29 protein-coding genes are annotated in these 22229 nt (G+C 66.1%); 9 read left to right on the forward strand and 20 right to left on the reverse strand.

What is annotated here, in order from left to right; genetic code table 11:
- The first annotated feature begins 122 nt into the window (after nucleotides 1-122).
- Nucleotides 123-1328 carry a 23S rRNA (adenine(2503)-C(2))-methyltransferase RlmN gene (gene rlmN / locus ASE69_RS08255; protein ID WP_056061442.1) on the forward strand — a complete coding sequence of 402 codons (1206 nt, stop codon included), beginning with the start codon at nucleotides 123-125 and terminating at the stop codon, nucleotides 1326-1328.
- Complete coding sequence (locus tag ASE69_RS08260; protein ID WP_056485053.1) at nucleotides 1321-2079, forward strand: sulfite exporter TauE/SafE family protein; 759 nt, start codon at nucleotides 1321-1323, stop codon at nucleotides 2077-2079. The genes rlmN and ASE69_RS08260 overlap by 8 nt, the downstream gene beginning before the upstream one ends.
- Here ASE69_RS08260 and ASE69_RS08265 read toward each other — a convergent pair.
- Nucleotides 2070-3614, reverse strand: a complete 1545-nt coding sequence (locus ASE69_RS08265; RefSeq protein ID WP_056485055.1) for an ABC transporter permease/substrate-binding protein — start codon at nucleotides 3612-3614, stop codon at nucleotides 2070-2072. The genes ASE69_RS08260 and ASE69_RS08265 overlap by 10 nt on opposite strands.
- Nucleotides 3615-3624: 10 nt before the next feature.
- The gene (locus ASE69_RS08270; RefSeq protein WP_056485312.1) at nucleotides 3625-4398 is read right to left on the reverse strand and encodes an ATP-binding cassette domain-containing protein; all 774 of its coding nucleotides are present in this window, start codon (nucleotides 4396-4398) and stop codon (nucleotides 3625-3627) included.
- 48 nt (nucleotides 4399-4446) lie between these two features.
- Here ASE69_RS08270 and ASE69_RS08275 point away from each other — a divergent pair, with 48 nt between their 5' ends.
- Complete coding sequence (locus tag ASE69_RS08275; protein ID WP_056485057.1) at nucleotides 4447-5238, forward strand: SDR family oxidoreductase; 792 nt, start codon at nucleotides 4447-4449, stop codon at nucleotides 5236-5238.
- Between the two features lie 127 nt (nucleotides 5239-5365).
- On the opposite strand, the gene ASE69_RS08280 is transcribed toward ASE69_RS08275, so the two are convergent.
- Nucleotides 5366-5662 (reverse strand): 4a-hydroxytetrahydrobiopterin dehydratase, encoded by a 297-nt coding sequence (locus tag ASE69_RS08280; protein ID WP_055881974.1) that lies wholly within the window; start codon nucleotides 5660-5662, stop codon nucleotides 5366-5368.
- A gap of 48 nt (nucleotides 5663-5710) precedes the next feature.
- Between ASE69_RS08280 and ASE69_RS08285 the strand changes: the two genes are divergently transcribed.
- The 5 genes from ASE69_RS08285 (at nucleotide 5711) to ASE69_RS08305 (ending at nucleotide 8900) form a co-directional block, all read left to right on the forward strand.
- Nucleotides 5711-6121, forward strand: a complete 411-nt coding sequence (locus tag ASE69_RS08285; protein WP_056485315.1) for a metallopeptidase family protein — start codon at nucleotides 5711-5713, stop codon at nucleotides 6119-6121.
- Entirely contained in the window at nucleotides 6118-6690 is a 573-nt protein-coding gene (gene ccmA / locus ASE69_RS08290) for a heme ABC exporter ATP-binding protein CcmA (protein ID WP_056485059.1), read from the forward strand. The genes ASE69_RS08285 and ccmA overlap by 4 nt, the downstream gene beginning before the upstream one ends.
- Entirely contained in the window at nucleotides 6687-7328 is a 642-nt protein-coding gene (locus ASE69_RS08295) for a heme exporter protein CcmB (RefSeq protein ID WP_056485061.1), read from the forward strand. Before ccmA ends, ASE69_RS08295 begins: the two co-directional genes overlap by 4 nt.
- A gap of 9 nt (nucleotides 7329-7337) precedes the next feature.
- A complete protein-coding gene (locus ASE69_RS08300; RefSeq protein WP_056485063.1) occupies nucleotides 7338-8438 on the forward strand; it encodes an oxidoreductase in 1101 nt (366 codons plus the stop codon).
- Nucleotides 8439-8534: 96 nt separating this feature from the next.
- On the forward strand, nucleotides 8535-8900 hold the full coding sequence (locus ASE69_RS08305; protein ID WP_056485064.1) for a hypothetical protein: 366 nt from the start codon (nucleotides 8535-8537) through the stop codon (nucleotides 8898-8900).
- 136 nt (nucleotides 8901-9036) lie between these two features.
- Here ASE69_RS08305 and ASE69_RS08310 read toward each other — a convergent pair whose 3' ends face one another.
- The 4 genes from ASE69_RS08310 to ASE69_RS08320 all read right to left on the reverse strand — a co-directional run bounded on the left by ASE69_RS08310 (nucleotide 9037) and on the right by ASE69_RS08320 (nucleotide 10517).
- Nucleotides 9037-9441, reverse strand: a complete 405-nt coding sequence (locus tag ASE69_RS08310; protein WP_156362230.1) for an O-antigen ligase family protein — start codon at nucleotides 9439-9441, stop codon at nucleotides 9037-9039.
- Nucleotides 9369-10040, reverse strand: a complete 672-nt coding sequence (locus tag ASE69_RS08315) for an O-antigen ligase family protein (protein ID WP_056485066.1) — start codon at nucleotides 10038-10040, stop codon at nucleotides 9369-9371. The genes ASE69_RS08310 and ASE69_RS08315 overlap by 73 nt, the downstream gene beginning before the upstream one ends.
- Nucleotides 10041-10118: 78 nt before the next feature.
- Complete coding sequence (locus ASE69_RS21975) at nucleotides 10119-10277, reverse strand: hypothetical protein (RefSeq protein WP_156362231.1); 159 nt, start codon at nucleotides 10275-10277, stop codon at nucleotides 10119-10121.
- 18 nt (nucleotides 10278-10295) lie between these two features.
- Complete coding sequence (locus ASE69_RS08320; protein ID WP_056485067.1) at nucleotides 10296-10517, reverse strand: hypothetical protein; 222 nt, start codon at nucleotides 10515-10517, stop codon at nucleotides 10296-10298.
- Between the two features lie 337 nt (nucleotides 10518-10854).
- Here ASE69_RS08320 and ASE69_RS08325 point away from each other — a divergent pair, with 337 nt between their 5' ends.
- Complete coding sequence (locus ASE69_RS08325) at nucleotides 10855-11358, forward strand: MucR family transcriptional regulator (RefSeq protein WP_056485069.1); 504 nt, start codon at nucleotides 10855-10857, stop codon at nucleotides 11356-11358.
- 86 nt (nucleotides 11359-11444) lie between these two features.
- Here ASE69_RS08325 and ASE69_RS08330 read toward each other — a convergent pair whose 3' ends face one another.
- From ASE69_RS08330 to ASE69_RS08390, 13 genes are all read right to left on the reverse strand, one after another.
- Nucleotides 11445-12350, reverse strand: coding sequence for a flagellar motor protein MotB (locus ASE69_RS08330; protein ID WP_056485071.1), 906 nt, complete (start codon nucleotides 12348-12350; stop codon nucleotides 11445-11447).
- A 20-nt stretch (nucleotides 12351-12370) separates the two neighbouring features.
- On the reverse strand, nucleotides 12371-13234 hold the full coding sequence (gene motA / locus ASE69_RS08335) for a flagellar motor stator protein MotA (RefSeq protein WP_056485073.1): 864 nt from the start codon (nucleotides 13232-13234) through the stop codon (nucleotides 12371-12373).
- 109 nt (nucleotides 13235-13343) lie between these two features.
- Nucleotides 13344-14264 carry a flagellin gene (locus ASE69_RS08340; protein ID WP_056485075.1) on the reverse strand — a complete coding sequence of 307 codons (921 nt, stop codon included), beginning with the start codon at nucleotides 14262-14264 and terminating at the stop codon, nucleotides 13344-13346.
- A 5-nt stretch (nucleotides 14265-14269) separates the two neighbouring features.
- On the reverse strand, nucleotides 14270-15616 hold the full coding sequence (flgK, locus tag ASE69_RS08345) for a flagellar hook-associated protein FlgK (RefSeq protein WP_056485077.1): 1347 nt from the start codon (nucleotides 15614-15616) through the stop codon (nucleotides 14270-14272).
- The gene (locus tag ASE69_RS08350) at nucleotides 15613-15951 is read right to left on the reverse strand and encodes a rod-binding protein (RefSeq protein ID WP_056485078.1); all 339 of its coding nucleotides are present in this window, start codon (nucleotides 15949-15951) and stop codon (nucleotides 15613-15615) included. The genes flgK and ASE69_RS08350 overlap by 4 nt, the downstream gene beginning before the upstream one ends.
- On the reverse strand, nucleotides 15948-17054 hold the full coding sequence (locus ASE69_RS08355) for a flagellar basal body P-ring protein FlgI (protein WP_056485079.1): 1107 nt from the start codon (nucleotides 17052-17054) through the stop codon (nucleotides 15948-15950). Before ASE69_RS08355 ends, ASE69_RS08350 begins: the two co-directional genes overlap by 4 nt.
- Before the next feature lie 179 nt (nucleotides 17055-17233).
- Nucleotides 17234-17923 (reverse strand): flagellar basal body L-ring protein FlgH, encoded by a 690-nt coding sequence (locus ASE69_RS08360; protein WP_082452973.1) that lies wholly within the window; start codon nucleotides 17921-17923, stop codon nucleotides 17234-17236.
- A 5-nt stretch (nucleotides 17924-17928) separates the two neighbouring features.
- On the reverse strand, nucleotides 17929-18717 hold the full coding sequence (gene flgG / locus ASE69_RS08365) for a flagellar basal-body rod protein FlgG (protein ID WP_056485080.1): 789 nt from the start codon (nucleotides 18715-18717) through the stop codon (nucleotides 17929-17931).
- A gap of 13 nt (nucleotides 18718-18730) precedes the next feature.
- Nucleotides 18731-19483 (reverse strand): flagellar basal-body rod protein FlgF, encoded by a 753-nt coding sequence (flgF, locus tag ASE69_RS08370; RefSeq protein ID WP_056485082.1) that lies wholly within the window; start codon nucleotides 19481-19483, stop codon nucleotides 18731-18733.
- Nucleotides 19484-19507: 24 nt separating this feature from the next.
- Complete coding sequence (locus tag ASE69_RS08375) at nucleotides 19508-20779, reverse strand: flagellar hook protein FlgE (protein WP_056485084.1); 1272 nt, start codon at nucleotides 20777-20779, stop codon at nucleotides 19508-19510.
- A gap of 30 nt (nucleotides 20780-20809) precedes the next feature.
- Nucleotides 20810-21496 carry a flagellar hook assembly protein FlgD gene (locus ASE69_RS08380; protein WP_056485086.1) on the reverse strand — a complete coding sequence of 229 codons (687 nt, stop codon included), beginning with the start codon at nucleotides 21494-21496 and terminating at the stop codon, nucleotides 20810-20812.
- A gap of 2 nt (nucleotides 21497-21498) precedes the next feature.
- Complete coding sequence (gene flgC, locus ASE69_RS08385; RefSeq protein WP_056485088.1) at nucleotides 21499-21909, reverse strand: flagellar basal body rod protein FlgC; 411 nt, start codon at nucleotides 21907-21909, stop codon at nucleotides 21499-21501.
- A gap of 3 nt (nucleotides 21910-21912) precedes the next feature.
- Nucleotides 21913-22191: a flagellar basal body rod protein FlgB gene (locus ASE69_RS08390; RefSeq protein WP_056485319.1), complete on the reverse strand. Its 279-nt coding sequence runs from the start codon at nucleotides 22189-22191 to the stop codon at nucleotides 21913-21915.
- Between the last annotated feature and the right edge of the window lie 38 nt (nucleotides 22192-22229).

Below are 22229 nucleotides of genomic sequence, written 5' to 3' on the forward strand. Positions count from 1 at the left end.
TGGGCCCCGGCCTTCGCCGGGGTGGTGGTTGTTTTGAGTTATCTTCCGCCGGACTGCGCTGACTCCACGCCCTCTCTCGCAGCCAGTAGAAAAATCACGAAAATTCCGCTACGGGCTCGCGCATGCAGACCGCCGCGAACCTCATGCCCATTCCGGGGCACATCGATCCCGTGCCCGTTCCCCGCAGCTTCGTGCCGCGCAGCGATGGGCGGATCGACCTGCTCGGGCTGTCGCTCGCCGATCTGCGGATGGCGCTGGAGACGTCGCAGCTCGAGGAGAAGCAGGCCAAGCTGCGCGCCAAGCAGCTGTGGCACTGGATCTATAATCGCGGCGCGACCGAGTTCTCGGCGATGACCGATATCTCGAAGACGATGCACCCTTGGCTGGAGCAGCGCTTCGTGATCAGCCGGCCGAACGTGGTCGAGGCGCAGGTATCGACCGACGGGACGCGGAAATGGCTGCTGCGGTCGGACGACGCGCAGGATTACGAGATGGTGTTCATCCCCGACGCGGATCGCGGCACGTTGTGCGTGTCGAGCCAGGTCGGCTGCACGCTGAATTGCACCTTCTGCCACACCGGCACGATGCGGCTGGTGCGCAACCTGACCCCGGCCGAGATCGTCGGCCAGGTGATGCTCGCACGCGATTCGCTGGGCGAATGGCCGAGCCAGCCCGAGGGGCGGATGCTCACCAACATCGTGATGATGGGGATGGGCGAGCCGCTCTATAATTTCGAGAATGTCCGCGATGCGCTGAAGCTGGTGATGGACGGCGCGGGGCTCGCGCTCAGCCGCCGCCGGATCACCTTGTCGACGTCGGGCGTGGTGCCGATGATGGCGCGCGCGGGGGCCGAGATCGGCGTGAACCTGGCGGTATCGCTACACGCGGTGACCAAGGAAGTGCGCGACGAGATCGTGCCGCTCAATCGGAAGTACGGCATCGAGGAGCTGTTGCAGGCGTGCGCGGACTATCCGGGCACCAACAACGCGCGGCGTATCACGTTCGAATATGTGATGCTCAAGGACAAGAACGACTCCGACGACGACGCGCGCGAGCTGGTGCGGCTGCTGCGGAAGTACGAGCTGCCGGCGAAGGTGAACCTCATTCCGTTCAATCCGTGGCCGGGTGCGCAATACGAGTGCTCGACGCCCGAGCGGATCAAGTCGTTCTCGAGCATCGTGTTCGGTGCGGGGATCTCGGCGCCGGTGCGGACGCCGCGCGGGCGCGACATCGATGCGGCGTGCGGTCAGCTGAAGACCGCGTCGGAGAAGAAGAGCCGCGCGCAGATCGATCGCGAGGCCGCCGCCGAGTCCGACGCTTTTGCTTGAGTGGACTGCGGTCGCGCTGGCGGCAGGGGCTGGGGTTCTCGGCGGCGCGATGAACGCGCTCGCGGGCGGCGGCAGCTTCGCGACGATGCCGACGCTGATCGGGCTCGGCGTGCCGTCGACCTTCGCCAACGCGACCAGCAACGTCTCGCTCCAGCCGGGCGCGATGGCGAGCGCGTGGGCGTACCGGCATGGGCTACAGCCGATCTCGGGCGTCGGCATGAAGACGATGGCGGGAGTCACCTTCGTCGGCGGGCTGGTCGGCAGCCTGTTGCTGGTCGCTACGTCGGCACGCGCTTTCGACCTGATCGTGCCGTGGCTACTGCTGTTCGCAACGCTGGCGATCGCGTTCGGCACGCGCGCGTCGCTGTGGCTGCGGTCGCGAGTCGAGATTGGACCGAAGTCGTTGGTCGCGGTGCAGGCGTTGCTGGGAATTTATGGCGGGTATTTCGGCGGCGGCGTCGGATTGATGCTGACCGCCGCGTGGGGGCTGTTATCGGGCGCGACACCCGCCACGCTCGCGCCGCCGCGGACGCTGATGCTGGCGGTCGCGAACCTCGCCGCGACGATCATCTTCATCGCGACCGGGATGGTGGTGTGGGCGCTATGCGTACCGATGCTGATCGGCGGGATCGTCGGCGGGCATTTCGGCGCGAAACTCGGGTTGTTGCTGTCGCCCCAGGTGATCCGCGTGTGGACGCTGCTGGTGACGATCGCGACGACGATCGTGTTCTTCTACCGCGCCTATTCCTGAAGCCCGGTCTTCGCGGCGAGCCATTTCGCCGCGGCCTCGGGCGTTTCCTTGTCAGTATCGCGGTCGACCCGGTAGTTCGCGGCGCGCATCGCCTCGACCGGGATGCGGCCGACCATCGGCTTCAGCGCGGCGAGGAACTTGGCGTCCCCTGCCCGCTTCGGCGCGACCATCAGGATTGCGTCGTAGCCCGGGATCGCACGCCGCGGGTCGGTGAGCACGGTGAGCCCATCCGCGGCGATCCGGCCATCGGACGAGAAGGCGGAGATGACGTCGACATTGCCGCTCTCCAGCGCGCGGTACATGAAGGTCGGGCTGTACGGCGTCGTCTTGGCGAAGCGGAGCGGATAGGCGCGCTTCACCGCGGCCCATTCGGGGCGTTCGAGGAATTCGAGATCGCTGCCGAGCGTCATACCGGGGGCGGCCTTCACCAGATCGTCGAGGCTGACGATGCGCTTGGACTTGGCCGCGTCGCCCTTCATCGCGAAGGCGTAGGCGTTCTCGAAGCCGAGCGAACCGACCAAGCCGACACGATGCTCGCGCCTCGCCCATTCGGTGATCGCGGCGACCATCGCCGGGCGTTCGGGGACGTCGTTGCGCTTCATCTCGTTCGCCCAGATCGTCCCGGCATAATCGACATAGACGTCGATATCGCCGCCGGAGAGCGCCCCGAAGACGACCGCCGATCCGAGGCCGTCGCGATATTCGACGGTGTAGCCCGCATGTTCGAGCCGGTCGCCGATCAGCCGCGCGAGGATGTATTGCTCGGCGAAGTTCTTTGCGCCGACCACGACGGTGCGGTCCGCGCCGCCCTTGGGCCAGAGCGGGGCGGTCGCCGCCGCGGTGCCCAACACCAGCACCACCGCGCTTGCGATCCAGAGCCAGCGGCGGCGCGCGCGGATGCCGTATTCGATCGCTCCGATCAGCGCGTCGACCGCCAGCGCAAGCGCGGCCGCCGACACGCAGCCGGCGAGCACCAGCGCCCAGTTCTGCGTCTGGAGTCCGGCAAAGATCATGTCGCCGAGGCTCGGCTGGCCGACCGTCGTCGACAGCGTCGCGGCGCCGATCGTCCAGACTGCCGCGGTGCGGATGCCGGCGATCAGCACGGGCGCGACCAGCGGAGCCTCGACCAGCCGTAGTTTCTGCGCGGGCGTCATGCCGACCGCGTTTGCCGCCTGGATCACGGCGGGATCGATGCCGTGCAGCCCCGCGACCGCATTCCGCAGGATCGGTAGCAGCGCGTACAGCGTCAGCGCGATCAGCGACGGGAGGAAGCCGAGCGCGGGGATGCCGCCGCCGACCAGCGCGGAGAGGCTGAGCAGCAGCGGGTAGAATAAAGCGAGCAGCGCAAGGCTAGGGATCGTCTGCACCAGGCTCGCAAAGCCGAGCGACACGCGCGCCACGGTCGCGTTGCGCGCGGACCAGATGCCGAGCGGCAGGCTGATCGCGATGCCGAGCAGCAGCGCCGCCGCGGAAAGCAGGACGTGGTTGGCGAGCAGCGGCGGCACGCGGCCGAGCGCATCGAGGAACGCGCTCATGCAACCCCCCTCATGCGACTAGCGCCTGCAAGCGTTCGGCCTGCGCGCGCGGCACCTGCACCAGTGCCTGCGCGTCGTCGCCACCCTTGCCGGCGACGAGGTCCGCGGGCGTGGCGTCGGCGACGATCCGCCCCGCCTTCATCACCAGCACGCGGTCGGCGAGCAGCAGCGCCTCCGCCATATCGTGCGTGACCAAGATGGTGGTCAGCCCGAGTCGGTCGTGCAGTTCGCGGATCCGCGTGCCGAGCGCATCGCGCGTGACCGGGTCGAGCGCGCCGAACGCCTCGTCGAGCAGCAGCAGTTTCGCGCCGGGTGCGAGCGCGCGGGCGATGCCGACGCGCTGGCGCTGGCCGCCCGAGAGCGCGTCGGGCATGCGGCCGGCGATGTCGCGGGGCAGGTCGACGAGGTCGAGCAGTTCGCCGACCTTCGCCTCGTCCGTGCGGCCTGCGATGCGCAGGCCGATCGCGATGTTCTCGGCGATCGTCATGTGCGGGAACAGGCCGATATTCTGGAAGACGTAGCCGATCCGGCGGCGCAGTTCGGGCGCGGGCTCGGCGGCGACGTCGGCACCGTCGATCGTCACGCGGCCTTCGCTCGGCTCGACCAGGCGGTTGAGCGTTTTCAGCAGCGTCGACTTGCCCGAACCGGACGTGCCGACGAGCGCGACGAAACTGCCGCGCGCGATCTCCAGCGAAACGCCGTCGACGGCGATCGTCGTGCCCCCAGCGCCTGGGTATCTTTTGGTGACGCGTTCGAAAGCGAGCGCTGGGGAATTGTCTGGCATCTGCGCGCAGGATGCGGGAAACATACCGGAAAATCAAATGGAGAGGGTATGAGCCAGCAGGGCATTTTCATCACCGGCGGCGGATCGGGGATCGGCCGCGCCACCGCGATACTGTTCGCGCGGAAAGGCTGGCGGGTCGGGCTCGCCGACGTCAACGTCGCAGGACTTGCCGAGACCGCCGCACTGCTGCCCGCGGGGATGGTCAGCACCTATCAGATGGACGTGCGCGACCGCGATGCGTGGGTGGCGTCGCTCGATGCGTTCGTCGCGACCACCGGCGGACGGCTCGACGTGCTGTTCAACAATGCCGGGATCGGATCGGGCGGACCACTCGCGGAGACCGATTTCGCCGAGATCGACCGGGTGATCGCGATCAACCTGGTCGGCGCGCTGAACGGCGCGCGGATCGGCCATGCGTATCTGAAGCGGACGCCGGGATCGTGCCTGCTCAACACCGCGTCGGCGTCGGCGATCTACGGCTCGGCGGGGCTCGCGCCCTATTCCGCGACCAAGTTCGGGGTGCGCGCGATCACTGAGGCGCTCGACGGCGAATGGGCGGCGGACGGCATCAAGGTGCGCTCGATCGTGCCGAGCTTCATCGACACGCCGCTGCTCGATTCGGCGGCGGGGAACACGAACCATTCGATCCGCGAGACGGTGACGGGTGCCGGGCTAGAACTGACCGGCGTGGACAAGGTCGCGGAGGCGGCCTGGGCCGCGGTACACGGCGACAAGGTGCATACTTTCGTGGGGAAGACCGCGCACCGCATGGCGTTCGCGGCGCGGTGGATGCCGGGTGCGCTGCGCAAGCGGATGCGGCGGGATATGCGGAAGGGCTAAAAATTCCCCCTCCCTGGAAGGGAGGGGTCAGGGGGTGGGTCGGCTTCCGCATACCCGAACCTTTAGTGGCTCAAGCCGGCCCACCCACCCCCAACCCCTCCCTTTCAGGGAGGGGCAAGACAGAAGCTCAGGCGTCGCCGACGATCGCGTCGATCGCTTCGGCCATCTCGATATCGCGCGGGGACAGGCCACCCGCATCGTGCGTCGTCAGCAAAATTTCGACGCGGTTCCAGACGTTCTTCCATTCCGGATGGTGGTTCGCGCGCTCGGCGATCAGCGCGACCTGAGTCATGAAGCCGAACGCCTCGACGAAATCGGCGAACACGATCGTCCGCGTGATCGCGTCGCGCGCATCGTCGTAATCCCACTCGTCGAGCCCATCGAGCGCCTCGGCCCGCTCGGTATCGTTCAGCGCTTCGATCATCGGGCTCTCCCTTGCCGCAACAGTTCGCCGACGCGTATGGCTGGCGGCATGAGCGGGCAAGCGACAATATCCGGGGAAGCCCCCGACGCCGACACGATAGAGGCGATCGCGCGGGCGACGATCGCCAAGCTACCGGTGCAGTTCGCCGGACATCTCGGCGACATCGTCTTCGCGGTCGAGGAGTTTGCCGACGACGAGACGCTGGCGGCGCTGGGCCTCGAACACCCGCTCGACCTGTCGGGACTGTATCACGGCCGTCCGCTTGGCGAGAAATCGTCGATGGACGTCGCGCCGATGCCCGATCGCATCGTGCTGTACCGCCGCGCGATCCTGGAGGAATGGATCGAGACCGGGGTGCGCCTCGACGATCTCGTCGCGCATGTGACGATCCACGAGATCGGCCATCATTTCGGCCTGAGCGACGACGACATGCACGCGCTGGAGGATAGCGCGACGTGAGTCTCGCGTTTCGCGACGTGGCGTGCGTACGAGGCGGAAGATTGCTATTCTCGGGCGTCTCGTTCGACCTCGGGCGGGGCGATGCGGCGATCGTCACCGGCCCCAATGGCGTCGGAAAATCGAGCCTGATCCGCATCGCCGCCGGCCTGCTCGCGCCATTCGAAGGCGCCGTGACCTGTGACGCGGCCAAGGCGCTGCTAACCGAGGCGAGCGCGCTCGACTCGGACCGCACGCTGATCGCGGCGCTCCGTTTCTGGGCTGCGTTGGACACCGCGCTCGCCCCCGATACCCGGATCGCCGAAGCTATATCCGCACTCGATCTGGATGCGCTCGCGGGCATTCCGGTCCGCCTGCTGTCGACCGGGCAACGCCGCCGCGCGGCGATCGCGCGCGTTGCCGCCAGCGGAGCGCCTGTGTGGCTGCTCGACGAACCCGCCAACGGGCTCGACACGGTTTCGATCGCTCGACTGGAAACGCTGATCGCCGAACACCGCGCCATCGGCGGGATCGCGCTGGTCGCGACGCACCTGTCGCTGGCGATTCCCCACGCGCAGGAGATCGCGTTGTGATCGCGCTGATCCGCCGCGATCTACGCCGCAGCGTGTCGAGTGGCGGCGCGACATTGGTGGTCGCGTTCTTCCTGCTGGTCGCGACGTTGTTCCCATTCGCGATCGGGCCCGACGCGGCGTTGCTCGCGCGGATCGGCGGCGGGGTGATCTGGACCGCAGCCTTGCTTGCGGCCTTGTTGCCGGTCGAGCGCCTCGTCGGTCCCGATCTGGAAGCCGGCATATTCGACCAGTTCGTCGTCCGCGGGATGTCGCTCGCGCTGGTCGCCTTAGCGAAGACGATCGCGCACTGGTTGAGCTTTGGCCCGCCGCTGATGCTCGCTGCGGTGATCGCCGCGGGGTTGCTCAACCTGACGGCCGACACGCTGCTGCGCGTCGAAATCGGCCTGCTGATCGGCACGCCCGGCCTCGCCGCGCTCGCGGTCGCGACCAGTGCGCTAGTTGCGGGCGTTCGCGGCGGCGGGGCAGTGACGGGCCTCGTCATGCTGCCGCTCGCGGTCCCGTTGCTGATCTTCGGCGCGGGGTCGCTTGATCCGGCCGCCGGTGCGGGCGCGGTGAAACTGCTCGCTGCGGTCAGCCTCGTGCTCGTCGCGGGCGCACCGTTTCTGGCGGCGGCGGCGATCCGCGCGGGCATGGACTGAGGGGTGAGCATGACAGAGGAGCAAGCCGGCCCCGTGCGCGTCGGGCTGATCGGCTACGGGTTCTCCGGCAAGACCTTCCATGCCCCGTTGATAGCGTCAGTCGCGGGGCTCGCGCTTTGCGCGGTGTCGTCCAGCGATGCCGGGAAAGTGCAGGCGGACTTTCCGGGGATGGCAGTCTACGCCGATCCGCACGCACTGATCGCGGCTGAGAACATAGACCTCGTCGTGATCGCGACGCCGAACGAGACGCACGCACCGCTCGCGAGGGCAGCGATCGCGGCGGGGAAGCATGTCGTGATCGACAAGCCGTTCACGCTCGACCTCGGCGAGGCACGCGGGCTTGTCGCGCTGGCGGACGATCGGGGGGTACTGCTGTCCGTCTTCCACAACCGGCGCTGGGACAGTGATTTCCTCACCGTGCGTGCCGCGATCGACGCCGGTATCGTCGGCAACGTCACGCATTTCGAATCGCATTTCGACCGGTTCCGGCCGGACGTCCGCGACCGCTGGCGCGAGCGATCGGGGCCGGGCAGCGGCGTCTGGTACGATCTCGGTCCGCATCTCGTCGATCAGGCATTGCTCCTGTTCGGCCTGCCGGACACGGTCCAGGCGTCGATCGCGACACAGCGGCCGGGTGCGATGACCGACGATTGGGCACACGTCGTCCTGTCCTATGGCGAGCGCCGCGTGATCCTCCAGGCGAGTATGCTGGTGGCAGGCGGCGTCGACCGGTTCACCGTGCACGGCACCGCCGGCAGCATGACGAAGCACTGCGCCGACCGCCAGGAGGCGCAGCTTCTAAGCGGAATGCGGCCGGGCGACGCGAACTGGGGTGAGGATCCCGACCCGCTCGTGATCCACGCCGCCGACGGGCAACGCGAACAGCGCGCGCTACCCGGCGACCAGCGCCATTATTATCGGGGCATCGCGGCGGCGGTTCGGGGCGCAGCGAAAAACCCGGTCGCGCCGATCGAAGCGCTGGCGGTCATGGCCGTCCTCGAGGCGGCGTTCCTGTCCGCAAAGACCGGCGCGACGACGGCATTGGCGCTGACCGATCGCGAGCGGGACGCCGCAGCCTGCGCCTTATCATCCGCGACTGTACAAATCTGAACGATCCGTCCCGGCGTCGCGCGGGTATCGAATGCGTCGCTTGCGAAGCACCTCCGGTCGGTTGCCGATCCGGATCTTCTCTGACAGGATTGCGGCGTGCCCGACCCTCTTCACCATGGCCTCAACCAATCGCGGTGGCCCAAGCGGATCGGTCGGCTCATCGATGCGATCTGCCTGGTGGCGCTGATCGTGGTGATCGTCACAGTCATCTATGGCTTCTGGCTGCGCGCGATCTGGGCACATGGCTATTACCTGGCGGTCGCGGTCGCGGTGCTGGGCGCGTTCGTCATCCTGATCGGCCTTGCGCAACAGGCGATCGCCGCGCGCGACGTGGCGACCTGGCGCGACATGCCGAATGGCAGATCCGCGCGGCTCGGGCGGCGGCTGGACAGGCCGGCGCGACGCAGGCGGATGCCGACGACGAGATCGAGGCGAATGCCGCCGCCTATTACGAGATCCTGATCGGGACGCTGGTCGCGCATGCGGAACAGGACGAACGGAGCATCGTCGATGAGCGGTGATCCGCATCTCGAACTCGGCGAAAGCCTGCCGCGGTTCCTGTCACACTGGCTGGTGGCGATCCTGGCACGTCACCCGGTCATTCGCCGGCGGTAAGCACCGGGCGATGCTTGCGCTTGCGACGGCGGAGTTCGCGCATCACGTCGTCGCCCGCCTGCTTGACCGGCGCCGTCCGCTTGTCGTCCATCGTGCAATAATGCGCGAGCGCGATCACGAAGAAGAAGATCGTGCGGACGATGCCGTCGCGCTCGAACAGGCCGCTCTCGATGATGTTGTGGCCGATGCAGAACATCAGCATCGCCGAGATCAGCGCGCCCCGCCCCTTCGCGACGTCGGCGCTCGCGAGCAGCCTTCCCAACGGCCACACCGCCATCGCGAAGACCATCAGCAGTACGCCTGGAATACCGACCGTCACGAGCTGGTCGATATACCCCGAATGGCCGACGGTGATCTTGGTGACATAGCCATGGCCGCATTCGAACACCGGGCGGCTGCTCTCGATGTCCAGAACGACCCGAAGCCTGCGCCGAGCAAGGGATGGTCGCCGGCATAGTTCAGCAGCGCCCCCCAGATCTGGCCACAGCCAGTAAATGCCTTTGGCTGGAGGAAGTTGGACTGGACCATGTCGGCATAGGCGCGGGTCAGGAACCAGAAAACCGATCTAACGATCATCAGGATCGGGATGATGTAGCGACGCAGGCGGATCCTGACCGTCTCGAAGACGATGCCGCCGACCGAGGCGAGCACCACCATGCCGCCCGACGTCTTCGACTGCAACCGGAACAGGAAATATCCCGCCACCAGGATCCCGAAAATGCGGATCATCGGTCGGATCCGCTTCGCATCGAACAGGAACATGATGATGCACAACGCACACACCGCGCCAGCGAAGTTCTTGTGGCCGAGGAAGCCGCGCCAGTTGCCGATCAGTGCCATCGCCTGTTCTTCGCCCTCAAGATGAATGCCTACCATCGGATCCATCACGACCACGAGATACGAGATCAGGATCGCGGCGAGCAGCGAATAGCGAAGCAGATCGACGTCCAGTTGATCCCCGCCGTGCCGGACAAGACTGAACACCATCCACGCGACCAGCGTCGTCAGGAATATACGGTGGAATGCGTTAACCGGGTCGAGAGCCCAGGATACGCTGATCCAGCACTATGCGAGCGCGAGCAACATCGGCCAGGTGAACGCGACCAGCGACTTCGGACTCGCCGAGGGACGGATCGCGAAGATCGTTCCGGCCAGGATCGCGAGATAGCCGATCTGTCGTACGGCGCTCCCGTCGCCGCCATTGCCGCCCTCGACATTGGTCATGATCGGACTGGAGCATCATCAGGGAATCAGCGCGATGATCGCGATCCGCAGCGGCATCAGGCGATCGCCGACGCTTCTCAGCATCGGCGCGTCGTCGTCCGCACTGCCCTTGCCGAGCCTGGCAAGCCAGTCGCTGCCCGAATAGGCTTCGGCCTTCGACAGCGCCTTCGCGGTCCCGCCCATGCCGGAGGATCGGGTCGCGCGTTCGGATCGGTTCGTGCCGTCGGGACCTGAAAGCATGCAGAAACTCTCTCGATAGGATGCATCGCAGCTACGACGCGTGCCGAACAGGTTGCGCGATAGCTATCGACGCGGCCGACGATACGCACGCGACCGTCACCCGAGGTCTGACCGCCGCGACGACAGGAATCCAGCCGTCAGCGCCCGATGACATCTTCACTGTGCTTGCTTTGTTCATGCTCGGAAACTTGAATTGCGAGGAGTCAAAATGAACCGATATTCACCCGTTCGCGCTTCCAATGTCGATTTTTACAATTTTAATGTGCTGAAAACGTATCTAGATGGTTGAACCCAATGTCGCACGCCGTTACGGCGTCCGCGGACAATGGAGTATACTATGGCCGAAGATACCACCGACCTGAATGCCGTCGAGCTGGCAACAGAACTGACGATCGCATGGCTCGGCAACCCGAATACCCGGAGTTCGGCTGATGACGTTCCCGCGTTTCTCGGCAAGATGCATGAGACCGTCGCGACGTTGCTCGGTACCACGATCGAAGCTGCTCCGGTCGAAGCTGCCGCGGAATACACGCCTGCCGTAACGGCACGCAAATCGCTCGCGTCGAAGGATCACATCATCTCGATGATCGACGGCAAGTCGTACAAGACCTTGCGCCGTCACCTCGCGACGCACGGCATGACGCCGGCCGAATACCGCGAACGCTACGGACTGAAGCCCGATTACCCGATGGTCGCCGAGAACTACTCGGAGAGCCGTCGTGCGATGGCGAAGAAGATCGGCCTCGGACGCAAGCCCGGCCCGCGCAAGACCGATTCGGCGCCTGCCCAGCAGACGACGACCCGCAAGCGCAAGACGGACGCTGCCGCCGCCGCTGAATAAGCGACGCAGCGAGTGACGACAAAAAGGACTGGCGCCTTGCGGCACCGGTCCTTTTTTGTTGCGCGTACCGTGGGAACGCGGCGGCGTTACTTGGCGAAGATCCCACGCCTGTAAAGCAACGTGATCGCGACGCGGCGATTGCGCGGGTCGGCAGGATCTTTCACGATCAGCGGTTCGCGGTCGGCGACGCCCTCGATCCGCTCGAACCGTTGCTCGGGCGTACCACCCGACAACAGCCGCCGCCGCGTCGCCTCGGCGCGCCCCGAAGACAGCATCCAGTTGTTCATCGCACGCGGGTCGCCATACGGCACGCTGTCGGTATGGCCGCGGATCATGATCGGGTTCTGCATGCCCTGCACCGACCCCGCGATCATCCCGATCAAGGCCGACGCTTCCGGATCGAGCGCGGTCGTGCCGAGGGCGAACATCGAATAATCCGCGTCGTCGACCAGATCGATTCGCATGCCGTCCTGCGTCGGCACGAAGCGGACATGATTCTGCAGCCGCGACAGCCTAGCGTTCCCGGAGATCTGGCCCAGCACGCGCTTGCGCAACGCCGCGAAGTTCTTCTGGTCTTCCTTGGTCAGCGCATCGCGGCTCTTCAGCGAACCCTTGGGCCCCGTCCCCGCCGACGGCCCGCCGAGCCCTGCATCCGGGATCGCAAGCTGAGCCATGCTGGTCTGTCCTGGCTTCGGCCCGATGCGATTCTTGTCGAGGATCGATTCGCCGCCGAACAGCCCGCCGCCGCCGATGCCCAGCGAGCGCGTGTTGAGGATGGTCGGCGCGAAGTAATCGGCGATGCCCTTGCGCTGCTTCTCGGTGGTCGCGCCGACGATCCACAGCAACAGGAAGAACGCCATCATCGCGGTCACGAAATCGGCGTACGCGACTTTCCACGCGCCGCCGTGATGGCCGCCATGCGCCTCGATATAGATCTTCTTGACGATGACCTTGGGGGGCTGGTTCGTACCGTGGGGCGCGCGCGCGGCCATGACGTTACTTGCCTCCCATCTTACTTGCCACGAAGCCCGTCGAAGACTTCGGCGAAGCCCGGCTGGTTCTTGTGCGCGATGCCCGAGCGCGCGGCCTCGATCACCAGCGGCTGCGGATGACCGTGTAGCGAGGCGATGATGATCTGCTTCACCACGTCGTAGATCGAGGCGTCGGCATCGAGCACCTGCTTCAGCCGGTTCGCGAGCGGCGCGACCATGCCGTAGGCGAGCAGCACGCCCATGAACGTCCCGACCAGCGCCGAGCCGATCATCGCGCCTAGAATTGACGGAGGCTTGTCGATCGAGCCCATCGTCTTCACCACGCCGAGCACCGCGGCGACGATGCCCAGCGCGGGCAGCGCGTCGGCGAGACTGGCGAGCGTGCCGTGCGCAGCCTCTTCCTCGTGATGATGGTTCTTGATCGAGTGATCCATCACCTCTTCGACCGCATGCACGTCGAGCGTACCAGACGACACCACGACCAGGCGCAGCGTATCGGCGATGAGGTTAATGAGCGCCTTGTCCTTCAGGAGCTTCGGATATTCGGCGAACACGGCGGAAGACTGCGGATCCTCGACATGCGGCTCGAGAACGATCGGCCCGTCCATCCGCAGCATCTTCATCAACCTGCTGACGAGGAAGATGACGTCGAGAAAATCCTGCTTCTTGTATTTCGGACCCTTAAAGACCTTGCCCAGGCCGGCGCCGAGACCTTTCAGCTCCTTGCCCGAATTGCCGATGATCAGCGCGCCGGCGGCGGCGCCACCGATGATCAGCATCTCGTGCGGGATAGCCTCCATGACGGGGCCGAGCGCGCCGCCGGTGAAGGCGAATCCGCCGAACACCATGACGAGCAGGACGACGATGCCGATGACCGGAAACATGGTGTTCGAAATTCCCCCAGGGCCGACAGCGGCACTTACGTCGCCAGAGAATTAACCGGATTTGGTAGCCAACCGGTTACCAGATGCGCGCCTGCGCAATTAAATACGGTCAGCGAAGATAATCGAAGAGCGACAGCGCCGAGAGCTTCGAGAAGCTGGCCTGCGTCGCCGACAGTATCGTCATCGTCTTCTGCAACTCGACCACCGCCGTCGGGATGTCGGTGTCCTCGAGCGCGGAGCGAGTCTCTTCGCGGTCCACGCCGGTATCCTTCAACCGCGCCGCCTCCAGATCGACTCGCGCCGCCCGAGCGCCAAGAGACGACTGGACCATCGACACCTGATCGGATGCCGCACTGATGTCTTCCAGCGAGGTACCGAGCGCGCCCGGCGTGTAATCGTCGGATTGCAGCGCGGTCGCGATGGCGGCGAGCATTTCCAGGGTGTTGATACCGCCATCAATGCCGCCTTCGGCGTTGGCTTTGCCGCCGACGGTGAAGATGCGCGCGGCGGTTTCGTTCGCCTGGATGCTTTGGCCGTCACCGATCGGGATACCCGATACCGGCTTTCCGGCGAGCGCGTAGGTGCCATCCGCGGCGACCGCAGGCGCTCCATCGGCGCCTCCGAACAACGCCTGACCGCGGGCGTCCTTGGCATTGGCGAGATTGGCGAGCGTCGCGACGATACCGGCGAGCTGGACCCCGATCGCCTTGCGGTTCGCCGGGTTGAGCGTGCCGTTCAGCGCCTGCGTCGTGAGCTCCGCCGCGCTCTGCAACTGATCGGTGATCGCGGTCAGGCTGGTATCGGCCTGCGTCAGCACCGATGCGGCGGTATCGAGGTTCGCGGCATACGCCTTGTCGTTCGCGGTATCGCGCGCGAGCCCGGCGAGCCGCTGATACGCGACGCTGTCCTGCGACGGCGCGGAGAACCGCTTGGTGCTCGCGATCTGCGTCTGGAGCGCATCCGCCTTGCCGGTAAGCGACGCCATCGTGCTCGCGGCACGATCGTAGAAAAGGCTGGTGGCGATCTGCATGAGCGTTACCGTAGATCGAGGATGGTCTGGAACGTGTCGCGCGCGGTCTGGATCACGCGGCTCGACGCCTGATAGGCCTGCTGGAAGCGCAGCAGGTCGACCGCCTCGCTATCCAGGTCGACACCCGACGAAGAGGCCAGCGACGCGACCGCGCCGTCGCGGATCGCGCCTTGCGCATCGGCAACCGTCTTGCGCTGTTCGAGCGCGGCGGCGTTGCCGGCGATCAGCGTGGTGGTCCGCGTTTCGAACCCGCCGCTGGTCCGAAGCGCCTGCAAGGCGGCGAGGTTGGACGCGTCGCGCACGGCGCCGGTCGCGCCCGCCGCGGCGATCCCGCGCGGATCGGTCAGCGAGACGGAAATGTCGGCGGGACGGGTGCCGGTCTCGAAGAGAGCGGCGCCTGGGTTCCCGCTGAGATCGCGGCCTTGCGCCTGGACCGCGTTGACCTGGGTGGTGAAGTCGCTGGCGATGCCATTGAGCGACCCGCGCACCGCGGCTATACGCTGCGCGCCCTCGGCCATTCCGGCCAGTGCGCCACCCGTTGGTGACAAATCGGTCGTGACACCATCGCGGATGACCGCGAACTGCACCGCGCCTTCGTCGTTGCGCGCGAACGACGCCTGTCCGCTCTGGTTGCCGACGACGAACACCGTGCCGGTCGTGCCACCGAGCCGAACCGTCGCGCGCCCGAGGTCATCGAACGCGGTGCTGACGTCGGTCAGCGTGCTCATCTGGTCGAGCAATTGATCGCGCTGGTCGGCGAGCTGCGCCGCGCTGGACGATCCCGGCGGCGTCCGCGCGAGCCCATCATTGACCTTGGCAAGCGCGGTACCGAGCGAGTTGAGCGACTGGACCGCCTGCGACGCGGACGAATCGAGTTCGGTCGCGGCGGTATCGAGTGCCTTGCCCGTCGCGGCAAAGGCCTGGGCGGCAGTCTTCGCCGCTTCGAGCATGACCGCGCGCGCCGGTACGGAGGTCGGGTCGGCCGACAGGGTCTGCGCCGAACTGAAGAAACTGGTGAGGCGATCGCCGAGCTTGTTGTCGCCGAGCGACGATTCGATCCGGCTCATCCAGGCGACGCTGGTCTCGGTCTTGCCGAGATCGGTGCCCGCCGAGCGAACCGCTTGCGATCGATACGCGTTGGCGCTGCGACCCACGCCGACGACGATCACGCCGCTGCCGGTCGCCGAGTTGCGCGCGTTGATCCCGCCATTGACCGAGGAGACCTCAGCCAGCGTCGTCGTGCGCCGCGTATAGCCGACCGTTCCGGTGTTCGCGATGTTCTCCGACACCGTCGACAACGCGGTCTGGTAGGCGCGAACGCCCGAGGCGCCGATCGAGAGGAGATCGCTCATGGCGGCGAGTCTGCAGCAGTCTGGTTAAGATCGGATTGCGATTTGCTCAGAAAATCGGTCATCGCCTTGCCGATGCCGAGCGGCGTGTGCTCGGCCATCGATTTGGCGACCAACCCGTCCTGCATGTCGGTGAAGGTATCGATCGCCTTCGAATCGAACAGCGGGTCGGCAAGTTTCGCCTGCCGCATGCTCTTCAGCATCATGCCGGTGAAAACCGCCTCGAACTGCTTGCCGGCCTTTTCGAGATTGTCCTTCGACTTGAGGCGGCTGGTGTCGGACGAGATGCCCGTCGTCGAAGCGGCCGTCGGCGAGAGGGGGGCGTTGAGCGGGCTCACAGGACGATCAACTCGGCCTTGAGCGCGCCGGCTTCCTTCAGCGCCTCGAGGATAGCGACCAGATCGGCCGGCGAAGCGCCGATCGCGTTGACCGCCTTGACGATGTCGGCGAGCTTGGGGCCGGGGTTCAGCAGGAACATCGGGCGACGCTCCTCCTCGACCGCGACGCGGCTGTTCGGGGTGATCGCGGTCTGCCCCTGGCTCAACGGGGCTGGCTGGCTGACCTGTGGCTTCTCGTCGATCCGCACCGTCATTTTGCCGTGGGTGATCGCCGCCGGCCCCACGCGGACCGCCGAGTTGATGACCACGGTGCCGGTGCGCGCGTTGACAATCACCTTGGCGGACGGCTCGGCAGAGACGACGTCGAGATTCTCGATCGTCGACATTAGCGTCGCGCGGATATCGGCGCCGATCGGCGCGCGAACTGCGACCGAGACCGCGTCGATCGCCTGCGCGCTGCCGAAGCCCAATTTCGAATTGATCGCGCCGGCGACATTCTGCGCGGTGGTGAAATCGGCACGCGCGAGGTTGAACGTGAGCGTCGGCGCGCTGTCGAACCCGGTCGCGACCGCGCGTTCGACAGTCGCACCCTCGGGGATGCGGCCGGTCGACGGTACGTTGACGACGATCTTCGACCCGTCCGCGCCCTCTGCACCAAGCCCGCCGACCGCGAGATTGCCCTGCGCCATCGCATAGATCTGGTTATCGGCCCCGAGCAGCGGGGTCATGATCAGGCTGCCGCCGCGGAGCGACTTGGCCTTGCCCATCGAGGCGACGGTGATGTCGAGACGCTGGCCGGGTTTCGCGAACGGCGGCAGTTCGGCGGTGATCATCACCACCGCCGCGTTCTTCATGCCCGGATTCGCGGACGGCGGCAGCTGCAGACCGAAGCGCGATGCAACCGCCTTCAACGACTGCACGGTGTATTCGAGATTGTCGTCGCCCGTGCCTGGCAGGCCGACGACGATGCCGTAGCCGGTCAGCTGGTTCGAACGGATACCCTGGAACCCGCCGAGATCCTTGATCCGGTCGGCCGAGGCCGGCGCGGCGATCAGGAGCGATGCGAGGAGGGCGGTGAGGAGACCTGCAAATAGACGAGACACGATCGTTAGTCCTTTACCGTTCGTGCTGAGTAGCGACCGAGTAGGCGCGCAGCGGCGTATCGAGGGTACGTATCGAAGCACCCGCAGCGCGCCCCAACCTGTCCTTCGATACGAGCCCTCGATACGCGCCTCCGGCACTACTCGGTCTCTATTCAGAACGGACGGCTGGGTGTTGCGCATCAAAACGGGCTGACGACGGAGAAGAAGCGGCCGAGCCACCCCTGCCGGCCGGCGCGGGCGACGTCGCCCTTGCCGGTGTACGAGATCTGCGCGTCGGCGACCCGCGTCGACAGCACGCGGTTGTTCGCGTCGACGTCGGCGGTACGGACGAGGCCCTTGATCTTCAGGAACTCATCGCCGCGGTTGAGCGTGACGCGCTTCTGGCCCTGCACCAGCATCGTGCCGTTGGGATAGACCTGCGCGACGGTGACGCTGACTTCACCCGACAGCGAGTTCGCCTGGTCGGCGGCGCCGGTGCCGTTGAAATTGCGCCCACCACTGATCGTCGCATCGCTCTTGCCGAACAGGTTGAGCGCGCCGGTGGTCGGCGGCGTGATGCTCGCCCCGCCGTTGCTGTCGAGCTTCGAACCCGACGATTTCGACGCGGCGGTGCGCTCGACCAGCACGATCGTCAGCGGATCGCCGACCTTCCGCGCCCGCCAGCCTTCATAGAGGGCCGCGTAGCCATCCTGCGCCTGGAAGATCGAGCCGGTCGCGACGACCGGCACCGTCACGACCGGCAGGGGGCGCGCGACCGAGAAATCCTCGGGCGGTGCCTTCTTGCCGAACAGGCTGGCGTCCACCGGGGACGCGCCGAGCCCGGCGATGAGGAGCGTGCCGGCGAGCGCGGCGATGGGAGCGTTGCGCATCACGATCAGATGTTCTGGTTGACGTATTTGAGCATGTCGTCGGTCGCCGAGATCATCTTCGAATTGACCTCGTACGCGCGCTGCGTCTCGATCATGTCGACGAGTTCCTCGACGACGTTGACGTTCGACGCCTCGAGCATGCCCTGCTTGATGTTGCCGCGACCGTCCTGCCCCGCGACGCCGACATTGGCGGCACCGCTGGCGGCGGTCTCGACGAGGTAGTTGTCGCCGGTCGCCTGGAGCCCTGCGCCGTTCGGGAAGTTCGCAACCTGGATCTGGCCGATCTGCGTCGCCTCGGTCTGGCCGGGAACGGTCGCGGACACGGTGCCGTCGGAGCCGACCGTGATCGCGGTCGTACCCTCGGGGACCGTGATGCCGGGCTGCACCTGATAGCCTTCGCTGGTAACCAGCAGGCCTTCCGCCGAGCGCGAGAAGTTACCGGCTCGGGTATAGCCGAGCGTGCCGCCGGGCATCTGCACCTGGAAATAACCGTCACCATCGAGCGCGAGATCGAGGCTGTTGCCCGTGGTCTGCATTGCGCCCTGCGTGTCGATCCGGGCGGTGCCCTGGAGCCGGACGCCGGTGCCGAGGTTGAGCCCGGTGGCGTATTTCGTTTCCGCGGTGCTCTGCGCGCCGGGCGTCGTCACGACCTGATAGGCGAGCGCCTCGAACGCCGCCCGGTCCTTCTTGAAGCCCGTGGTGTTCACGTTGGCGAGATTGTTCGAGATGACGCGCATGCGGGTATCCTGGGCGTCGAGCCCGGTACGCGCGATATGCATGGCTGCGGATGACATTCGTCGGTTCCTTCTAGCTCGGCAGGCGCATCAGCGATGCACCGCTTTCATCCATGTCCTTGGCGGACTTCAACATGTTGGCCTGGACTTCGTAACTGCGCTGGTTTTCGATCATGTCGACCAGCGCCTGCGTCATGTTGACGTTCGATCCCTCGATCGCACCGCCCTGCACCTTGGCATTGAGATCCTCGGGCAACGTCCCCCCGCCCTTGACCCGCAGTAGGTTGTCGAGGCCCTTGACCGTATCGGACCCCTTGGTGTCGGCGAGCTTGAGCTTGTCGATGACCTGCGGGTTCTTCGCGTCGCCACCCTGCGGGATGATCGAGATCGCCCCGTCGGCCGAGATCGACAGCGACTGGTAGGGCGGCAGGGTGATCGGCCCCCCCGAGCCGATCACCGGATGCCCGTCGCCGGTCTGCAGCACGCCCGACGGCGCAACCTCAAGATCACCGCGCCGCGTGTACGCTTCCGACCCGTCCGATGCCTGCACCGCCAGCCATGCGGTGGTGCCGGTAATCGCGACGTCGAGCGGACGACCGGTCAACTGGATCGCACCGGGTGCGCGGTCCGCGTCGGTGACTTCTTCCGACGTCGGCGCGCGCGCCTCCAGCGTGGTGCCGTCGCCCTTCAGATCGAGCCGGTCGAACACTACGCGGTCGGCGCGGAACCCCGTCGTTGATGCGTTCGCCATGTTGTTGGCAATTGCCGCCTGCGCCGCCATGTGCGCGCGCAGGCCCGTCGCCGAGGTGTAGACCAGCTTGTCCATTCAGGGTCCCCCGTCCGCTGTCGATCAGCTGCGGATGTTGAAGATGGTCTGCGAAATCTGACTGGCGGTATCCAGGGCCTTCGAATTCGCCTGGAAATTGCGCTGTGCCGCGATCAGGCTGACCAGTTCCTCGGTGATGTCGACGTTCGACCGCTCGATCGTCCCCGACATCAGGTTGCCGAAGCCGCTCGAGCCCGCCTCGCCCAGCTTTGCCGTGCCCGACACGCCGGTCGACGACCAATAGCTGTTGCCGAGCTGGCGCAGTCCCTCGGGGTTCGAGAAATTGGCGAGCATCACCTGGCCGAGTGCCTGCGTGTCGCCGTTCGAGAAGCTCGCCTTGACGATGCCCTTCTCGTCGATCGTCACGCCCTGGATCTGGCCGACCGCCTTGCCGTCCTGATTCCGCGAGTTCACTGCGAACGCATTTGCCTTCTGCGTGGTGGCGTCGCCGCCGAAGCTGAAGGCGATCTGCTGGGGGGTCGCCGAACCGGCGGTGATGAATTCGTCATAGGCGATCGGCGCGGTCGGCGCGGTCAGCTTGCCCGTCCCGTCGAACGTCATCGTCGAGCCGGCAACGCCGCCCGACGTCAGTTCCTTGTCGCCGACGAAGCTGTGGACTTCCCACGTGCTCGGCGTGTTGGCATCAGTCGATACCGAGGTGCGCTTGAAATAATTGGTCAGCGTCATCGCGTTGCCCGACGCGTCGTAGACGGTGGTCTGCGCCGACTGGTTGTAGCTCGACGGATCGAAGCGATCGAAGGTCGCGGTGGTCGGGAGCTTCGAGCTCGCGTTGAGGTTGACGCCCAGCGTGACCGTCTTGGTGGGGGCCGCAGTGCCGCTCGTCTCGGGCAGCTGCAGGCTGATCGCGGACTGGAGCCCGGTGGCGACAACGCTGCCCGATCCGTCGACCGGATAGACCTGGAGGTGGCTGCCGTTCGAATCAACCACGAAGCGATCGGCATCGACCAGGAAGCCGCCGTTACGCGTGAAGTTGACCTGCGATGAGGCGGTCTCGGGCTTTACCACGAAGAAACCGTCGCCCGACACCGCGAGATCGAGCGCGTTCGCCGACTGGATCAGATTGCCTTGCGCGAACTGCTGGCGGTTGCCCTTGACCATGACGCCCGAGCCGATCTGCTGCGACGGCGCGACCGACACGCTGGATGCGATCACGTCGGCGAAATCGGTGCGGCTCTTCTTGAAGCCGTTGGTCGAGACGTTCGCCAGATTGTGCGAGATCGTCGACATCTCGGTCTGCGATGCCTGGAGACCGGAAAGCGAAGTGTAGAAGGACATGCGTTTAACTCCTTGAAATCGAGGGTGCGATCAGCCGATCTGGCGGACTGCGCTGACCGGCACTTCGCCGATCCCGGGAAGGGTGAGGATGGTGGATCCGGTGGTGGTCGAGACCGACTGGACAGGTGCCCAGACCAGCCCGGTCGCGGCGACCGTGGTGCCGTTGTTCTGCGCGTTGATGCTGACGGTGAACGGGCCGCTGCCGGCATCCGCGCCGGCCGCGTCCTTGCCGTCCCAATCGTAGCCGACGGTACCCTTGGCCTGCGGCCCGAGCGCCATCGTCCGGAGCGCGGCGCCGTTCGCATCGCTGATCGTGACGTTGACGCCGCTCGCCGCGCCCGCCAGCTCGACCGAGCCCGCGATCCCGCCGCCGGTACGACCGTACGCGGTGCTGCCCTCGGTCAGGACGGTCTTGCCGACATAGCCCATCGCATCGCTCGCGCTGGTCGCGCCGAGCTTGTCGGAGATCGCCTTCATCGTCGTGTTCATCTCGGAGATGCCGGCGAGCGAAGAGAACTGCGCCATCTGCGCGACCATCTGGGTGTTGTCGACCGGGTTGAACGGGTCCTGGTTCTGCATCTGCGCGGTCATCAGCTTCAGGAAGTCATTCTGATTAAGCGACCCCGCCGCCGCCGCCGTCGTCGTCTTGGTGGCCGTGGCAGCCGACGAACGGTTGATGCCAATGCTGGAGAGCGTGGTGTCGAAGGAGGTTGCCATGATCAGCGGCCTAGCTTGAGGGTATCGATGATGAGCGACTTGGCCGTGTTCATCACTTCGATGTTGTTCTGGTAGCTGCGGGCGGTCTCCATCATGTCGACCATCTCGCGGGTTTCATCGACCGCCGCCTCGAAGATGTTGCCATCCTTGTCGGCCATCGGATTGTCGGGGTCGTAGCGCTTGGTCGGCGCCTCACCGGCGGTGACGACGCGCTCGACGTCGACCGTCGACATGCCGCTCGCCGCATCGAAGCTGGTGCGGAACACCGGCTTCATCGTCTTGTAGGCGGCCTCGGCGGACCCCGCGGTGCCGCCGGCATTGGCGAGGTTCGACGCGGTGGTGTTCATCCGGACGAGCTGCGCGGACATCGCGCGGCCGGCGACCTGGAAGATCGTCATGGGCTGGTTGGACATGGCTTAATCTCCCTTCAGCGCGCGGGTGATCTGGCCGATCCGCCCGTTCAGGAACGACAGCGTCGTCTGATACTGGACGGCGTTCTCGGCGAACGCGGTCTGCTCCTGGCTCAGCTCGACGGTGTTGCCGTCCATCGAGGTCTGCGTCGGGATGCGGAACTTGGTTGCGGCATTGGTGCCGCCGTCATTCTCGACCGACGCGAGCGCGGCCTGGAAATCGATGTCGCGCGCCTTGAAGCCGGGCGTCGAGGCGTTGGCGATGTTCGACGCCAGCACGCCCATGCGCTGCGAGCGCACCTCGAGTGCCGCCCCGTGAACCC

Source organism: Sphingomonas sp. Leaf208, assembly GCF_001421415.1.
In the GTDB taxonomy this organism is placed as follows: Bacteria; Pseudomonadota; Alphaproteobacteria; order Sphingomonadales; family Sphingomonadaceae; genus Sphingomonas.

Bases quoted from the DNA above. Each gene is read 5' to 3' on its own strand.
- ASE69_RS08325 (WP_056485069.1), top strand. From the start codon at position 10,855: ATGGCCGAAGATACCACCGACCTGAATGCCGTCGAGCTGGCAACAGAA.
- ASE69_RS08340 (WP_056485075.1), bottom strand. From the start codon at position 14,264: ATGCAGATCGCCACCAGCCTTTTCTACGATCGTGCCGCGAGCACGATG.
- ASE69_RS08265 (WP_056485055.1), bottom strand. From the start codon at position 3,614: ATGAGCGCGTTCCTCGATGCGCTCGGCCGCGTGCCGCCGCTGCTCGCC.
- ASE69_RS08390 (WP_056485319.1), bottom strand. From the start codon at position 22,191: ATGGGCGTGCTGGCGTCGAACATCGCCAACGCCTCGACGCCCGGCTTC.
- ASE69_RS08285 (WP_056485315.1), top strand. From the start codon at position 5,711: ATGAGCGGGCAAGCGACAATATCCGGGGAAGCCCCCGACGCCGACACG.
- flgF (WP_056485082.1), bottom strand. From the start codon at position 19,483: ATGGACAAGCTGGTCTACACCTCGGCGACGGGCCTGCGCGCGCACATG.
- flgK (WP_056485077.1), bottom strand. From the start codon at position 15,616: ATGAGCGATCTCCTCTCGATCGGCGCCTCGGGCGTTCGCGCCTACCAG.
- ASE69_RS08375 (WP_056485084.1), bottom strand. From the start codon at position 20,779: ATGTCCTTCTACACTTCGCTTTCCGGTCTCCAGGCATCGCAGACCGAG.
- ASE69_RS21975 (WP_156362231.1), bottom strand. From the start codon at position 10,277: ATGACCAATGTCGAGGGCGGCAATGGCGGCGACGGGAGCGCCGTACGA.
- ASE69_RS08320 (WP_056485067.1), bottom strand. From the start codon at position 10,517: ATGCTTTCAGGTCCCGACGGCACGAACCGATCCGAACGCGCGACCCGA.
- flgG (WP_056485080.1), bottom strand. From the start codon at position 18,717: ATGTCATCCGCAGCCATGCATATCGCGCGTACCGGGCTCGACGCCCAG.
- ASE69_RS08380 (WP_056485086.1), bottom strand. From the start codon at position 21,496: ATGGCAACCTCCTTCGACACCACGCTCTCCAGCATTGGCATCAACCGT.
- ASE69_RS08300 (WP_056485063.1), top strand. From the start codon at position 7,338: ATGACAGAGGAGCAAGCCGGCCCCGTGCGCGTCGGGCTGATCGGCTAC.
- rlmN (WP_056061442.1), top strand. From the start codon at position 123: ATGCAGACCGCCGCGAACCTCATGCCCATTCCGGGGCACATCGATCCC.
- ASE69_RS08275 (WP_056485057.1), top strand. From the start codon at position 4,447: ATGAGCCAGCAGGGCATTTTCATCACCGGCGGCGGATCGGGGATCGGC.
- motA (WP_056485073.1), bottom strand. From the start codon at position 13,234: ATGTTTCCGGTCATCGGCATCGTCGTCCTGCTCGTCATGGTGTTCGGC.
- ASE69_RS08270 (WP_056485312.1), bottom strand. From the start codon at position 4,398: ATGCCAGACAATTCCCCAGCGCTCGCTTTCGAACGCGTCACCAAAAGA.
- ASE69_RS08315 (WP_056485066.1), bottom strand. From the start codon at position 10,040: ATGGTGTTCAGTCTTGTCCGGCACGGCGGGGATCAACTGGACGTCGAT.
- ASE69_RS08330 (WP_056485071.1), bottom strand. From the start codon at position 12,350: ATGGCCGCGCGCGCGCCCCACGGTACGAACCAGCCCCCCAAGGTCATC.
- flgC (WP_056485088.1), bottom strand. From the start codon at position 21,909: ATGTCCAACCAGCCCATGACGATCTTCCAGGTCGCCGGCCGCGCGATG.
- ASE69_RS08360 (WP_082452973.1), bottom strand. From the start codon at position 17,923: ATGCGCAACGCTCCCATCGCCGCGCTCGCCGGCACGCTCCTCATCGCC.
- ASE69_RS08280 (WP_055881974.1), bottom strand. From the start codon at position 5,662: ATGATCGAAGCGCTGAACGATACCGAGCGGGCCGAGGCGCTCGATGGG.